Source organism: Rhizobium sp. AN68 (assembly GCF_030758035.1).
GTDB classification, from domain to species: Bacteria; Pseudomonadota; Alphaproteobacteria; order Rhizobiales; family Rhizobiaceae; genus Agrobacterium; species Agrobacterium tumefaciens.
The window spans coordinates 319,988-334,869 of sequence record NZ_JARWMI010000001.1; the positions used below are offsets into that span (position 1 = coordinate 319,988).

Consider the following 14,882-nt stretch of genomic DNA (forward strand, 5'->3'; position numbering starts at 1 on the left):
CGCTAAAGGGAAATGCCCTGGACGGTTTGGCCTTCCAGCGAGAAGGCTTCCCGCATTCGTCCACTATTGAACGTGCAGTCGATGTTCAACCTGTGCAGGTCATACTTGATGTTGCTGATATCGAACCTGGCGGCATGGAGTTCCTGGTCGGCGTTGAGCAGATCAAGCAGTGTTCGCGTCCCGAGTTCAACATATTGTGTTCGATAGAGATCACGCGTCTGTCGCATCGTTGACTGACGCGTCGAGAGCGAGCGGCGCAGACTTTCTTTACTTGAAATCTGACTACTGGCTTCCGTCAGGTTCCTCAAGATATCAACCAACGCGCGCGCTTCTGCAGCCTGTGATGCTCCAAGCGCCTGGACGGCCATGTTGCGTCTAGCGCTCGTCGCACCGCCATTGTAGAGGCTGCCCGTAACCTTTAGCCCGACACTGTAGTCGGGATCAAATGGGCTGAGTTCCGTCACGTCGACACCAATTCCAGCGTCGAGCGACAGTGTCGGCAACCCTTCGGCTTTCGCAAGAGCAATCTGCGCGGTCGCCGCTTCGCGATCTGCCGCTGCCTGCATGACTGCCGGCACGCGCGACCAGTCCGGATTTGTGGAACTGCAGGACTTAGACAGCCATGCCGGCAGTGTGTCCGATACATCGACGGGTCCGTCGATACCGCTTAAATTCGCGAGGATCGCTTCCCAGCGCGATAATTGCCCCTCGATCTCCAACAATGTGGCTTCTGCGGCCTGAACACGCGCTTCGGCTTGCAGCAGATCTGAACGCGTGCTTGCGCCCTTGTCGGTGCGCGACTTCACCAGGTCCAAGATCGCTTTCACATCCTTTATCTGGTCACGCGCAACACTTCCCAATGAGCGATTGCGCTGTATTTCGATCACTGAATACGCCGTTTCGCGCGCCAGATCGTCCACAGCCATCATAACCTGCGACTTCCGGCCCGCAATTCCCGCAGTGGCGATTTTGACCCGGTTGTCCACTTTACCGAAATCATAAAGCATCTGCGAGACATTGAAGTTCAAATCTGGACTGTAGCGATCCGATCTATTGGTGCTATAGGAAGAGTCGAGTCCCCAACTCATATTGGGAAGATAACCGGCACGAGCTTCATTGACCGACTCGGTCTGCTGACGAAGCCGACCTATGGTTTCCGTGACAGCGGGATGCCAATCGACTGCCTTTCTCACAGCAGTTTCGATTGACAAGGGGCCCTTGTGTTCGGTTCGTTCGCGTTTCGCCGGCCTGACGGGTTCCGATATCGTCCCGATCACGCCCGGAAGATCCGCGTTACCAAGTTGCATGTCTTTGCCGGAAGCTTCAGGATTCCCGGGGCCCGCTTGTCGGATGTTGGCGCTGGAGCGATTTGCACAGCCAGTTGTCAATATACCCGCGGCGATGACGCAAACAAACGCTGGAAGCCAACTAAATCGCATTTAACGTTCCACCTTCTGACGGGAAGAATGAGCAACCTGCCAGTACGAGGAACGAGACCATGGCTTTGATTTACCGACATAAAACCGGCTTTGGAGACAGAACTAGGCAAACATGGTTAACGATTGGTTAATCAGGTCAAGTGAATAATAACCATGTATATCGCTTAAGGCATGATCCAGGGGCGTTTGCTCAACCAGTTCTCTATGCTGCTGTTACCTGATCATCTGCTTTGGGGGGGGCGCAATAGTGATGCAAACCTGCCAATAAATTTAATGTTTATTCCAATTGCACACGCAGGTGCGTGCTACTAATATTTGGCGTCGCAAGATAGGTTGTTGATGCAATTACCAGTTTGACCGACGTCGTAGCCCGCTACGGATGTGAAGCTATATGAAGGCGCATCACGACACAGCGATCCAATCTGCGACCCTGGCCTGATACCGATGAGTCCGATTTTGCCAGCATGATTTCCCATCCTGAAGTCAGGATTGATCAGTTGGACCAATTTCGAGGGCGGAGAGCGATCGTGGTTTCGACCGCTTTGTACAGGCATTCGATTTGCGTGCGTTCGCATGATAGGTCATCGAGTGTGGGAGTAACGCTAGTTTCTAGGCTATGTTGGCCTCGTGTCGGTCTGCAGAGAGCGTCCTCTGGGTCCCCCACGTTGAAATTGGATGGCGGGTTGTCCGCAAAGTATTGGGGCGATTTCTAGCGACCATGCCGTCTGAACGCCCCGGCACGCAAGTTACGAAGCTGCATCCTCGAGGGTGCTCGCGCAATGGCACGCGGTATCGTCAAACTGAATCCTATGTTACGTTGAGGCGTCACAGGAAAAAAGCAGAGATTCTATTTGCCTAACTCAAACTCATCCTGTCACTTGATCGCCTTCGATTAGAAGGCCCAACGGGGCGTGTGATAGATTCCATCCGCAGCCGTAGCAAAACCTCCTGAAAGTCGCAAAACTTGTTCCCACGACGAGGTCCAAATTGCCATGAACGGAAATATACCTAAGCGCGCCACAGATAGCGTGAAGTGCACTGACGGTCGCAGTTCGACATGGACTCGCAGGATGGCCTATTTCTTCTGATTGCCAGCAAAAGCGGCCGTCAAGCCAAGACCGATATACACGAAACCACTGACCCAGCGTTCAGCCTTCAGGTACGCGGGACTGCGCTTCAGCCACTTGCCGGCCGTGCCGGCGGCAAGTGCGTAAGAGCTGTCCGTCAGAACGCCAATCGCTGTGTAAACAAACCCGAGAAAAGCGATCTGCATAGCCACATGGCCACGGTTGACCTCAACGAACTGCGGCAAGAAAGCCAGAAAGAATAGTGCGGTCTTCGGATTGAGGAGATTAACGATAAAGCCCTCACGAAAGAGGCGCATGCGGCTCCGTGTGGGTAAATTGCCCTCGACGCCGGGAATATCCGAGGGGCCAAAAAGCTTTTTGAGGCCAAGCCAGATCAGATAGGCCGCGCCGGCATACTTTACGACGCTGAAGGCGAGCGCGGATGATGCCAGGAGCGCCGACAATCCTACAGCGGCGGCGGCGACATGCACAAGCGTGGCCGTATGGATGCCAAGGATTGAAACGAGCCCCGCAGAGCGACCCTGCTCGACCGAGCGCGCGAAGATGTAGAGAACTGCCGGTCCCGGCACAAGAGGCAGCACCAGTGTAGCGCTGACGAACAGGCTGAGATTTGTTGCGCTGGGAATTGCCAAATCCATAGTTATTTTGGCCCGTTTTTTATTGCGCTACCAATAGCATGCGGCGGCCTCAGACACGAGGTCATCCTCTTTTTTGCCTTTGATGTTCGAGTCGACAAGAACGGCATCCAGATGTCAGGCATCGGAACGGACGTCTCAGTCTCAGTATCGTAGAAAAACCGGCCGCTGCGGCCGGCTCATTTTGGCGATATCTGCCTGACATTGCTCAATTCAGGGAGAAGCGGCCCGGTCGGAAGGTTGCGAGCATGGGATGTTCGGTGCCTGTCGCAACCTCGAACGCGAGCAGCTCGCCCACGATGAGGCCGAGTGTAGCACCGCTGTGGCTGAAGGCCACGTAGTAACCGGAAATACTCTTGATGGCTCCAATCACCGGCTCGCCATCGCCGGGGATCGGTTTGCCACCAACGCCGATGGAAGCCACCTCGAGTTTCGGATTGCCTTCCATCACCCGCGCAGCCTCAACCAAAAGCTCTGAAACAACGCTATCGTCAATATCATAGCTGCCGTCTGCGCGCACTGTCACACCCTCATCGGCCGCCCAGTCGGCATCCAGGGAGAATGTGCTGTCCGGCGCCGGGCGAACGGCGACGCGCGGTGTATTGAGAACAGCGCGCAGGGGATGGGCGAGCGGCCTCGTCTGCACGAGAAGGGCGATCGGTGTCCCGTCGGCAATGGTCTGTCCGCTTTCCGCAGCCATCTTCGGGACGGCAGGACCGGTGGCAAGCACGACGGCATCCGCCCGATGGAGAACAGCATTTGCAGTTTGCGCGCCAATGACACGACCACCCTCGATCACCACCCGTGCAGCACCCTGGTCCGTTACCAGAACGCCACCGAGTGCGAAAAACTCCTCAAGCAGCACACCAATCAGCGTCGGCAAATCGACCCAGCCTTCGCCGGGATTGTAGATTGCGCCCTGTGGAGTGATTGCGCCGGCGTCGACACCGGGCACCACGCGGGCGACTTCGGCTGCTGAAAGGCGCTGCGCATCATAGGCAAGCGAAACTTCGTGGCGATAGGCCGCGTCGATCTCGTTGCGCTCGTCATCCGCGTCCCAGGTCAACCCGCCATCAAAGCGAAGCCATTCTGCGCCGGGATTCTGCGCCGCGAATGTGCGATACCGGTCGATGCCGGCCATGCGCAGCCGATGATAGGGCTCAGAGCGCATGCGTGCCGAGTTCAGCCAGGACAGCGAGCGGCCGGAGGCACCATTGGCCGGCGGCCCGTCATTGAGGATCGTCACCTTAATGCCGCGCCGCGCAAGCTGTACGCCAGTGGAAACGCCGAAGATACCGGCGCCGATGATGACGGCCGAAGAGATGGTGTTGTCGGTCATGGAATTGGCTTTCAATCAATTGTCATACGGATGGGGGTAAGGCATCGGGGATCTCCCAGCGACCGCTGGCTGCGGAGCGGAACAGCGCGTCAATCGCCGTCATATTCGCGATTGCGTCGCCAAGCCCCGTCTCGAGTGGCCCGCCGGAGAGAACAGCCTCGGCGAATGCATCGGCCTGTTCGCGATACTGGTCGACAGGCCCGATCGCGATCTCCTCGCGGCCGCCGCCGGCAAGATCGCGACCATCATCAAAGACAAGGATGGTCGGCTCATCAGCTGGTGCATTGAAGGGAATGGGGATTTCCAGACGCCCGCACGTTCCAAGCACCGTGACCTTCTGCGTGAGGCAGAGTTGTGTGGAACAGGTGAAGGCAAGCTGCCTTCCCTCTGGAAACGCAAGCAGCCCGCTCGTCAGCCGGTCCGTGCCGAAGACGGGATCGCGCTCCATGAGGGCGATCGCCCGTACCGGTTCCGCGTCGAACAGGAACCGCGCCGTGTTGATGGCGTAACAACCAACGTCGAACAGACCGCCGCCGCCAATATCAGCCTGGTTGCGTACATTCCCGGGGTCGTCGAGATAATAGGAAAAGATCGTCTGGATGGCCCTCACCTCGCCGAGGCGCCCCTCGGCAATCAACGCGCGCGCCTTTTTCCATTGCGGATGGTGGCGCACCATGAAGGCTTCCGCGACCGGCAGGCCCGCCGCCTTTTGTGCCGCTGCCAGTACCCTCGCCTGCTCGGCATCAAGCGCGATCGGTTTCTCGCAGAGTACGGGTTTGCCCTGCGCCAGTGCCTTTATCGTCAGTGGCACGTGCAGATGATTGGGCAAAGGGTTGTAGATTGCGTCTATTTCCGGATCGGCAAGCAGTTCCTCGTAGCTGCCATAGGCCTTGGCGATGCCGAAGCGGGCCGCCATCTCCTTCGCCTTCGCGGCATCGCGCGAGGCGATTGCCGCAACGCGCCCCAGGCGGCTGGACTGGATGGCGGGAATGACCGCCTTGGCAGCAATGCCTGCGCAACCTAGCACACCCCATCGTATCGTTTGTGTCATTGGTTTCTCCTCCCGGCGCTCAGAGCACTTCCGCAAGGAAGCGCTGGAGACGCGGGCTTTGCGGGTTGTCGAATATTGCCTCTGGCGTGCCGGCTTCGACGACGCGCCCCTCGTCCATGAAGACGACCTGATCGGCCACCCGGCGGGCAAATCCCATTTCGTGCGTGACGACGACCATGGTCATGCCACGCGTGCCGAGCTCGGCCATGAGGTTGAGCACGCCCTTGACCAATTCCGGATCGAGCGCACTCGTCACCTCGTCGAAGAGGATAACCTCCGGTTCCATGGCAAGCGCACGGGCAATGGCAACGCGCTGCTGCTGCCCGCCGGAAAGACCGCCCGGACGGTGGTGCTGGCGGCTCGCAAGGCCGACATCGGCAAGCCTTGCCTTGGCGATGCGCTCGGCCTCGGCTGCGGGCAGGCCCTTGATCTTCGTAAGCGACAGCATGACGTTTTCCAGCGCCGTGTGGTCGGGAAAGAGGTTGAAATGCTGGAAGACCATGCCGACCCGGCGGCGCAGCGTTTCCGGCTTCATTGCGAGAATGCTTTCGCCATCGATAAGAATATCGCCGCTCTTCGGCTCGACCAGACGGTTGAGCCCACGCAGCAAAGTCGATTTTCCGGATCCGGACGGGCCGATGATGCAGGTGACGCTGCCCGGCTTGACTAAAAGATCGACACCCCTCAGCACATCAAGATCGCCATAGGCCATACCGAGACGGCGCACATCAAGGCTGCCGCCCTTGAACGAGACGCCAGTCGCGCGAGCTGCACTGTCGAGTTCACTGACTTCCTCCAGTCCGCTGGTGATGACGGCGGGGCGCTGCTTGCCAACCCGCAGACGATTGTCGATCGCATTGACGACATGGGTAAGCGGCACGGTAACGACGAGATAAAATACGCCTGCCAGCAGGAGCGGTGACAGATTGCCGGTCACCACCGCCTGGTCCTGGCCCACGCGAAAGATCTCACGCTCTGAGGCCAGAAGCCCGAGGAAATAGACCAGGCTCGAATCCTTGACGTTGCCGATGAACTGGTTGACGAGGGCCGGCAGAACGCGGCGCACGCCTTGCGGCACGACGATAAGGCGCATGCCCTGGCCATAGCTCATCGACAATGCCCGGCAGGCCTCCATCTGCCCACGGTCGACGCTCTGGATACCAGAGCGGAAAATCTCGCCGATATAGGCACCGGCAATCAGGCTGAGTGCCAGAATGCCGAGCGGATAAGGCGATGGACCGAAGAGCTCGCGGCCAATGCGGGCAAAACCCTGGCCAATGAGGAGAATTGTGACGATGGCCGGCAGGCCACGGAAAATATCGGTATAAAGACGAGCGGGAATGCGCAGCCAGGGCGAGCGGGAAATGCCCATGATCGCGAGCATCATACCGATGGCGACGCCAAGCACAGTCGAGGTCGCAGCCAGGATCAGCGTATTCTTGAGACCAACGGTGATCATGGTCGGCAGCACTTCGGCCATGGCATTCCAGTCGAGGAAGCTACGGCGCAGGTTTTCAAGCCAGTTCATCAGGATATCCCTTGAAAGAAAGGCCGGTCCGACCGGTAAAGGCCGGACCGGAAGGTGGCATCACTGCTTGGGAAGATATGCCTGCGGCATCGGCGTGCCGGGGAACCATTTTTCGTGCAGCTTTTTCCAGGTGCCGTCCTGCATGGCCTCTTTCAGGCCCTTGTTAAGCGCCTCGCGCAATGCATCGTTACCCTTGCGGATGACGAAGCCGGCGGGCGCGTCGAAGCTCGGAATGTTGACTGCGACTTTTAGCGCCGGATAACGGGCGGAATAGTCCTTTGCAGCCTCGAAATCGAGGAAATGTGCATCGACCGTCCCGTTGTTGAGTGCGGAAACGGCAGAATTGTTGTCCGGGAACTTCACGAGATCGGTGCCGGCAAAATTCTTCTCGGCATAGATTTCCTGAAGTGTACCCTGCACCACACCGAGACGCTTGCCTTTAAGACCCGCTGCATCGGTGATGCCTGGCTCGGAAGTGAGGACGCTCAAGAAACCTGCAAGATAACCATCAGAGAAATCAATGGTCTCCTTGCGCTTGGCAGTCGTGCCGATCGCAGCGGCCGCAACATCGAAGCGGCCGTTGGCGACAGAGGGCATCAGGGCCGAGAATTCTTGGCCGGTGAACACCACCTGTTCCTTCTTGAACCCAAGACGTTCGGCTACGTTGAGGAACAACTCTATGTCGAAACCGGTAAAGTTGCCGTCGGCGGTGGTGAAGGCATACGGCTTGGCATCGCCCATCGTGCCGACACTGATGGTGACGGGATCGATGAGGCCAAGCGGATTGTCGGCAAGTGCGGGCGTCGCCGCGCCTGCAAGGACACCGAGTGTGATCGCGGCCGTGGTCGCGCGAATTTTTGCGAAGGCGGATGTTAAGGCTTGGGTAAATTGCATTGGTTTCTTCTCCTCTGGTGTCGTTGTCTGCGATAAATTCAAGGCGCACGGGTCCCACCCGGTCGGCGCATGATGTCACCTACCCGGCCCACACAGTTCGCATGTCGGAAGTCTTTTTATTTTTGAGACCGGTCTCAATTAGAAAGAGACCGGTCTCTTTGGGTATTGGCAATTGTTATCTTCGCATTTGCCAGTCGTCAAGTTCTCTTGTAAGGCTACCGCTTATGGACAAGATCCCGCCTAAAACTCCTTCCGTGACAGTCGCTGACGTCGCACGCCAAGCCGGCGTCTCAAAGGCAACGGCTGCACGCGTGCTAGGTGGCTACGGAACTGTTAGCCATCGGGTGAGAGAGGCGGTCCTGGCCGCGGCTCAGTCCCTCGATTATCGCCCCAATGAGCTTGCTCGCAGCATGACGACAGGTCGTTCAGGCACCATCGGCGTCGTGGTGGGAGATATTGAAAACCCCTTTTTCAGCCTCGCCGTGCGAGGCATCACGGATATTGCCCGGCAGGCAGGCTTCACCGTCATCCTCATTAACTCGGGTGAAGACGTCGTTGCGGAAAGAGCGGCCATCCGCACTCTGCTTGCCAAGCGTGTCGACGGTCTCATCGTCTCGCCGGCCAAGGAAAACGATGTCGAGCATCTGCATGAGGTTATTCGCTCGGGGCTGCCGCTCGCGTTGCTCGATCGTGGAAGCGACACGCTCGATGTCGACACCGTTATTGCCGACGACCGGCATGCCGCCGAGAATATTACACGCCGGCTGATTGCTCTCGGCCACCGCCGCATCGCCTATTTAACCGCCTGCGACACGCCGGATCATCGGTTCCGCAGTGCAGACGACATCAGTACCGGTTCGGTCAGGCGACGCATCGAAGGGTATCTTGGTGCGTGCAGTGAGGCTGGTCTGACCAACATGGAAAGCTGGGTACAGGTCGGTGCCGTCACGCAGCAAGAGACGCATCGCATCGTTACCGAAATGCTCCAGTCGGCGCAGCGTCCGACGGCAATCATTGCATCGGACAGTATAATCGGCCTGGAGGTGTTCAAGGTTCACCGTCAACTGGGGCTTAGCATCCCGGATGACCTGTCGCTGGTATCGTTCCATGATGCGGATTGGACGTCTGTAACAACGCCTCCCGTGACCGTCGTGCGCCAACCCGTCTATGATCTCGGTGCGACGGCGGCCAGGTTGCTGGTCGACCGGCTAAATGGCAAAGGTCAGATGGTCCGCAAGGTCGTTCTGAAAACCGAAATCGTTGAACGTGCCTCCATGCGGGAAGCACTTTGACTCGGTAGACGGTGTTGAAAAGCTGCTTTGATCCCTCCGTCTTTTTGTGACGGCCCCTCGCCGATCGATCCACTGTCACTATTATCGCCAACGTAAAAACGGCGCTGGTCCTCGGTCAGACAGAATCCGATAGATCGGCTCGCAGCCGGCCCCTTTTAGTATGGCCGAGTGGTTGCCTCTTGAGATCGAATGTCGTTCGATTCGCCATGGGGTAGATTTTTTGCCCTGAAAATCTCGTTTCGACCGACGCTGATGACCTTGATTGCCGAGCGAAAATGCAGTTGCCGCCGCAGGGACAGGATGTCCGAAATATTCTATAAGTATCTGATTATAATTTATAAAATGGCCGCCTCTATTCCCCTGTCAACCACGGACGTCAATATCCGGTTAACCGTAAATAACTGGACGGCGAAACAGAATCATGTTGTACCTTTGGCGGACGATGGTCGGCAAACCGGCGAATGCCCGCCAAGAGGAAAATATGGCGATAGCAAAACACGCAGAAATGACGAGCGGTCAGAAGGAAGACGCGGGCGCCAAGATCATGCGCCATGCGGGTCTTCTGTCTCAGCAGTTGCAGGACCTTCGCACCCGCATGTATCCTCCGAAGTCGGAGAAAAGCCTGCGACCGTTCCTCACCAACGAAGTCTCCAAGCTGACCTCAATACCCGATTCTACGCTGAAACTCATGTCGAGCGAAGGCCGTGGACCGATCCCTGGCCGGCTGGAAAATAACCATCGTGTCTATACGCTTGCTCAGATCAATGAATTGCGCGAGCTCTTTGCCGCCCAGAAGCCTTCTGAAGCGCTGAGATTTTCTCCTCGCCGACGCGAGGGCGAGCATCTCCAGGTCGTTGCGATCGCCAACTTCAAGGGCGGCAGTGCCAAGACCACGACCTGCGTCCATCTTGCGCATTATCTCGCCCTGCAGGGCTACCGCGTCCTTGCTCTTGATCTCGATCCGCAGGCATCACTTTCTGCACTGTTCGGCGCGCAACCTGAGTTTGACGTTGGTGCCAACGAAACGATCTACGCTGCTCTTCGCTACGACGACGCCGAGCGCCGGCCAATCCGCGATATCATCCGCAAGACCTATTTCGACGGGATCGATCTGATACCCGGCAACCTCGAAGTGATGGAATATGAGCATGAAACGCCGCGGGTTCTGGCGCAGAAATCGGGCTCGGGAGCGATCTTCTTCGAACGGTTGAAGCTTGCTCTTGCCGAGGTTGATCAGGACTATGACGTCGTCATTCTCGATACTCCGCCGTCTCTCGGGTTTCTGACGCTGAGTGCGATTTATGCTGCGACCAGCATGATTATCACTGTACACCCGGCGATGCTCGATGTCGCATCCATGAGCCAGTTTCTCCTGATGATGGGGGACCTGATAAGCGTGCTCAATGAGAGCGGAGCGCAGCTTGATCAGGATTTCATCCGCTATCTCATTACCCGCCATGATCCCAACGACGCACCACAGTCTCAGGTCGTTGCGTTGATGCGCCATCTCTTCGGAACGGATGTGCTTCTTCCGACGCTGATTGAAAGCACTGCTGTCGAGGCAGCAGGACTTGCAAAGCGCTCGATCTACGAACTCGAAATGGGCCAGATCGGCCGTGACACGCATAAACGCGCACGCGAGGCGGTTGATGCCGTCAACGAAGCGGTCGTGAAACTCATCAACACCAGCTGGGGACGCACATGACCAACAAGTCATCGCGTAAATCCATCGTTGCAAATTTTGGCCTGCTGTCGGCGGAACTTGAAAACCGGCTGGCGACCGATGCTCCTGTCTCGCCGCAGCAACCTGCACCAACTGCCCGTGTCGGTGCCGGCGTGATCGGTGCGGCGCACAGGGCGATCGACGACATCAAATCGGAACGCGACCGCCTCAAGGCGCTTGTTGAATCGGGTGGTGGTGCGATCAGAGAGCTCGACCCGTCAAAGGTCGATCCCTCTCCCTTTCCCGATCGTCTTCCAGATGACGACGCATCGGATTTCGAGTCTTTCAGGAACTCGATAAAGTCCGAGGGGCAAAAGGTCCCGATCCAGGTCCGCAAGTCACCAGCATCGCCCGATCGCTATCAGGTGATCTACGGCCATCGACGGCTCCAGGCAGCGCGCGATCTTGGAATTGCGGTCAAGGCGATCGAAGTCGAGATTTCCGACGTCGAGCTTGTCATTGCGCAGGGTATTGAAAATGCCGATCGCCAGGATCTGACCTGGATCGAGCGCACCCTGTTTGCTCGCCGTATGGATGATGCCGATGTGAAGCCTCGTGATATCAAGGCGGCATTGTCTATCGACGATCCCGAGCTTGCACGAATGCGAGCGGTTTATCGCGCACTTCCGCTCGATATCGTCGAGACAATTGGTCGGGCAGCCAAGGTCGGTCGTCCAAGGTGGGTGGAGTTTGCAAAGGCTTTCTCCGAACAGCCTGACCTGCATGATGAACTGCGCAGCGTGCTTTCGGCCGCTACGCAAAGACGGCTTGGATCCGATCAAAAGTTTCTGGCCGCCTTTAACGCCCTGAAACCTGCCGCACCGTCGAAGGCCGGCAAGATGATTGCCGGCGCCGCAGGCGAACCACTTGGCAGCTTTTCTCGCACGAACAAGGATATCCGTATTTCTGCGGATACACCGGCCGGAGCAGAATTCCTGCGTTTCATCGAGGCGCAGCTGCCATCACTGGCTGAGCGGTTCACGCGTGAAAGATCAAAGATTTGAACTGAAGCCGAGAAACAGACTTCGGAACCATTTTAAGTAAGGAAAACGCGCAAAAGAAAAAGGCCCCCGAAACGTTGCCGTCATGGAAGCCCTTCTCGTCGTGTGAGAGCTAGAGAATCGCATTTCCATGAATCCTAGTCAAGAGTCTTTGGCACCGTTTTGGTGAGCGTGAATCTTTTGCCTTTTTGAAGAGGCGAGGGACATGGAAGGTGGACAAGTGACGACGCCGTTTGGGCGGCGGTCGGTAACGCTTGCGCTTGTGAAGCAGCAGATTGCCACGACCAGGATCAAGGAAGGCAAGTCGGCAGACAAATGGAAAGTCTTCCGCGACGCATCGGAGGCGCGAGAGGTGCTTGGTCTGCAGGATCGCAGCCTTGCAGTGCTCGATGCGCTTTTGAGTTTCTATCCTGAAAATGAGCTGCGCCAGGACGCACAGCTTATCGTTTTCCCGTCGAACATCCAGCTGTCAATTCGTGCGCATGGCATTGCGGGCGCTACCCTGCGGCGTCATCTTGCCCTGCTTGTCGATGCAGGGCTGATCATCCGCAAGGATAGTGCAAACGGCAAACGCTACGCCCGAAAGGATGGTGAAGGCTCGATCGAGCACGCCTTCGGTTTTGACATATCGCCGCTTCTGATGCGCGCCGAGGAACTGGCATGCCTTGCCCAGCAGGTGGCTGCCGATCGGATCGCGTTCCGCAGGGCAAAGGAGAACCTAACGATCTGCCGGCGGGATATCCGCAAGCTGATTACGGCGGCCGTCGAAGAGGGAGCTGCAGGCGATTGGGACGAGCTGGAAGAACAATATCTGGCCGCTGTCAGGCGAATTCCTCGAACCCCGACGCTCGACGAACTGAGAAATTTGGGCATCGAGATGGATAATTTGCGGCAGAACATCATCAACCAGTTGAATTCCGATGATTTTTCTTCAGAAATGACCACCAATGATGCTCAAAATGAGCGTCACATACAGAATTCAAATACCAACCTCCTTAATGAACTTGAACCTAGCTCTGAAAAAGAGCAGGAGGCGGAGCCGAGCCAGAATAAGCAGGCCGAACATGTGCCGATTAAGGCTTTTCCGATTGGTCTCGTCTTGCGCGCCTGCCCCGAGATTTTAAACTACGGTCCTGAAGGCCAGATCAGAAACTGGCGAGAACTCATGACGGCCGCCGTTGTGGTCAGATCGATGCTCGGGGTGAGCCCGTCCGCATATCAGGAGGCCTGTGAGGTGATGGGTCCGGAGAACGCGGCAGTGACGATCGCCTGCATTCTCGAGCGGGGCGGCCACATCAATTCGGCCGGCGGGTATCTCAGAGACCTAACCAATCGGGCCAAGCGAGGTGAGTTTTCGCTGGGGCCGGTACTGATGGCGCTATTGCGGGCGGCCGGTCATTCGGTGAAGGCAACGGGGTGACGTTGACGTAATGGATGAGGGTTCCCGTTGCGCCGGTGTTTCCATCTGGAGACTGGAGCATTTGAGGAATCCACATCCAGGTTTGGGGGCTTTCCCTTCATTTTCCGGCCTTCCATATCAGTTCCTTCCGCCTCAATGTTTACGACCCAACGACAGCTGAACTCTTGTTGGATTGCAGCCAGGTTAAAAGGCCGAGAGAGACTGACATCAGCTACCGGACGTTGTTCACGGAGCTGATGCGGCGGACGTTGGGTGCCTAACTTGCGGCGGACTTCCGTTTGGAAGCGTAGTTCGTGACTGTGACGGTCAAATAACGCGACTATTGGGGGTCGTTTGCGGGAGGGGGCGAAATCCTACGCTAAGCCGAGGACCACTTTTGCGGGCTCGACATTGCGCGAATCATTTTCCGCCAATAGCTTGAAGCTTGGCACCGTGCGGCCAGCCGCTTGCTCCTCTGGAATGGCGAAGGCACGGATAATCCTGGTTTGACCCTTATGGGCGACCGTCAGCAATGCAAGCACTGACAACGGCGCGCCCTTTGAGGATCAAACTATGCTTTCCTTTTCAGACTCGAAATCTATGGCCAAGGCTCTTCGCAAGTTGCTGGAGGAGCACAATCTGCAGCTTTCACACAGCGCATGCCTTGAAATCGTCGCTCGCCAATTTGGTTTTGCAAATTGGCAGGTTCTGAGTGCCGCCTGCGAACACGAAAAACAACTTGCCGTCATTGTTTTCGTTGAACATGGTCGCCAGCGAGAAGCTGCCGCGTTTTATATGTCGGCGTTTAACGCCTCCCATGTGCGAACACATGAAGATAGCAATATTCTCTATGCAATAGATCTCGACTTAGGCGGGATCAAAATCACGGTCTCGGGCGCCAATCCGAGGCGCGAGGCGGAGCCGCATCGAGGAGGCCCTTTCTTCCCCAAGGCAAATGGCGCGGTGAATTCGATTTTTTCGCTCACGGTCGCAGATGCCGAAAAGACACTGCAGCAGGCAATTGCTGCAGGAGGAACGGTCCGAAATCACCTTGAGATCAGTGACGAACGTAAGCGAGTGGCAAGCTTTTTCGATCCATTCGGGCATGTCTGGGCTTTAACCGAAGCGCAGCGGATGAAGATTTCGCCTCGGGAACTGGATAAATTGCGCGCGACCGAATTGGCCCGTGCGCGGGAAATCAGAGGCGTCACGCCTGCCCCGGAACCCGGCGGCCATAATCTCTAAGTTCACCTTTTGGGCCAACATATCGGTAAAGGGTGACACGCTCGATCCCCAGTTCCTTGCACAACTCGGAAACGGAAGTGTCACGCTGAGCCATGGCGGCCTGCGCTAAACGCACCTGCGCTGTATAAGTCATGTCGAGGCAAAAAGTTCTTTCATGGCACTTCCTCCCAAGGTGCCATGTTGAATATCTAACCCGTTAATGCCATCGCGTATTTGGACGGGCCGTGAGCGGCTTCGGTATCCTCCTC

General features: G+C 57.1%; 11 protein-coding genes and 1 pseudogene. 5 read left to right on the forward strand and 7 right to left on the reverse strand.

Annotated features, from left to right (window positions below):
• Positions 1-2: 2 nt before the first annotated feature.
• The 6 genes from RBH71_RS01445 to RBH71_RS01470 all read right to left on the reverse strand — a co-directional run bounded on the left by RBH71_RS01445 (position 3) and on the right by RBH71_RS01470 (position 7,974).
• Positions 3-1,307: a TolC family outer membrane protein gene (locus RBH71_RS01445; RefSeq protein ID WP_323687005.1), complete on the reverse strand. Its 1,305-nt coding sequence runs from the start codon at positions 1,305-1,307 to the stop codon at positions 3-5.
• A gap of 1,207 nt (positions 1,308-2,514) precedes the next feature.
• Positions 2,515-3,165 (reverse strand): LysE family translocator, encoded by a 651-nt coding sequence (locus RBH71_RS01450; protein ID WP_323687006.1) that lies wholly within the window; start codon positions 3,163-3,165, stop codon positions 2,515-2,517.
• Positions 3,166-3,370: 205 nt separating this feature from the next.
• Complete coding sequence (locus RBH71_RS01455) at positions 3,371-4,501, reverse strand: NAD(P)/FAD-dependent oxidoreductase (protein ID WP_141193931.1); 1,131 nt, start codon at positions 4,499-4,501, stop codon at positions 3,371-3,373.
• Between the two features lie 22 nt (positions 4,502-4,523).
• The gene (locus RBH71_RS01460) at positions 4,524-5,552 is read right to left on the reverse strand and encodes a Gfo/Idh/MocA family protein (RefSeq protein WP_323687007.1); all 1,029 of its coding nucleotides are present in this window, start codon (positions 5,550-5,552) and stop codon (positions 4,524-4,526) included.
• Between the two features lie 19 nt (positions 5,553-5,571).
• A complete protein-coding gene (locus RBH71_RS01465; RefSeq protein WP_003518683.1) occupies positions 5,572-7,080 on the reverse strand; it encodes an amino acid ABC transporter permease/ATP-binding protein in 1,509 nt (502 codons plus the stop codon).
• Between the two features lie 60 nt (positions 7,081-7,140).
• A complete protein-coding gene (locus RBH71_RS01470; RefSeq protein WP_323687008.1) occupies positions 7,141-7,974 on the reverse strand; it encodes an ABC transporter substrate-binding protein in 834 nt (277 codons plus the stop codon).
• 224 nt (positions 7,975-8,198) lie between these two features.
• On the opposite strand from RBH71_RS01470, the gene RBH71_RS01475 reads away from it, so the two are divergent.
• The 5 genes from RBH71_RS01475 (at position 8,199) to RBH71_RS01495 (ending at position 14,634) form a co-directional block, all read left to right on the forward strand.
• Positions 8,199-9,266, forward strand: coding sequence for a LacI family DNA-binding transcriptional regulator (locus RBH71_RS01475; protein WP_323687009.1), 1,068 nt, complete (start codon positions 8,199-8,201; stop codon positions 9,264-9,266).
• Positions 9,267-9,687: 421 nt separating this feature from the next.
• Positions 9,688-10,971, forward strand: coding sequence for a plasmid partitioning protein RepA (gene repA, locus RBH71_RS01480; RefSeq protein WP_003518687.1), 1,284 nt, complete (start codon positions 9,688-9,690; stop codon positions 10,969-10,971).
• Positions 10,968-11,993, forward strand: coding sequence for a plasmid partitioning protein RepB (gene repB, locus RBH71_RS01485; protein WP_112361575.1), 1,026 nt, complete (start codon positions 10,968-10,970; stop codon positions 11,991-11,993). Before repA ends, repB begins: the two co-directional genes overlap by 4 nt.
• Before the next feature lie 202 nt (positions 11,994-12,195).
• Entirely contained in the window at positions 12,196-13,410 is a 1,215-nt protein-coding gene (gene repC / locus RBH71_RS01490) for a plasmid replication protein RepC (protein WP_112361574.1), read from the forward strand.
• A 552-nt stretch (positions 13,411-13,962) separates the two neighbouring features.
• A complete protein-coding gene (locus tag RBH71_RS01495; RefSeq protein ID WP_112361573.1) occupies positions 13,963-14,634 on the forward strand; it encodes a glyoxalase superfamily protein in 672 nt (223 codons plus the stop codon).
• On the opposite strand, the pseudogene RBH71_RS01500 reads toward RBH71_RS01495, so the two are convergent.
• A pseudogene (locus RBH71_RS01500) lies at positions 14,597-14,755 on the reverse strand (transposon DNA-invertase); the annotation flags it as partial. The gene RBH71_RS01495 and the pseudogene RBH71_RS01500 overlap by 38 nt on opposite strands.
• Positions 14,756-14,882: the final 127 nt, after the last annotated feature.

What these genes read in the sequence shown, in the direction of transcription:
- RBH71_RS01445 (WP_323687005.1), bottom strand. Translation starts at nt 1,307, where the DNA reads ATGCAACTTGGTAACGCGGATCTTCCGGGCGTGATCGGGACGATATCG.
- RBH71_RS01450 (WP_323687006.1), bottom strand. Translation starts at nt 3,165, where the DNA reads ATGGATTTGGCAATTCCCAGCGCAACAAATCTCAGCCTGTTCGTCAGC.
- RBH71_RS01455 (WP_141193931.1), bottom strand. Translation starts at nt 4,501, where the DNA reads ATGACCGACAACACCATCTCTTCGGCCGTCATCATCGGCGCCGGTATC.
- RBH71_RS01460 (WP_323687007.1), bottom strand. Translation starts at nt 5,552, where the DNA reads ATGACACAAACGATACGATGGGGTGTGCTAGGTTGCGCAGGCATTGCT.
- RBH71_RS01465 (WP_003518683.1), bottom strand. Translation starts at nt 7,080, where the DNA reads ATGAACTGGCTTGAAAACCTGCGCCGTAGCTTCCTCGACTGGAATGCC.
- RBH71_RS01470 (WP_323687008.1), bottom strand. Translation starts at nt 7,974, where the DNA reads ATGCAATTTACCCAAGCCTTAACATCCGCCTTCGCAAAAATTCGCGCG.
- RBH71_RS01475 (WP_323687009.1), top strand. Translation starts at nt 8,199, where the DNA reads ATGGACAAGATCCCGCCTAAAACTCCTTCCGTGACAGTCGCTGACGTC.
- repA (WP_003518687.1), top strand. Translation starts at nt 9,688, where the DNA reads ATGTTGTACCTTTGGCGGACGATGGTCGGCAAACCGGCGAATGCCCGC.
- repB (WP_112361575.1), top strand. Translation starts at nt 10,968, where the DNA reads ATGACCAACAAGTCATCGCGTAAATCCATCGTTGCAAATTTTGGCCTG.
- repC (WP_112361574.1), top strand. Translation starts at nt 12,196, where the DNA reads ATGGAAGGTGGACAAGTGACGACGCCGTTTGGGCGGCGGTCGGTAACG.
- RBH71_RS01495 (WP_112361573.1), top strand. Translation starts at nt 13,963, where the DNA reads ATGCTTTCCTTTTCAGACTCGAAATCTATGGCCAAGGCTCTTCGCAAG.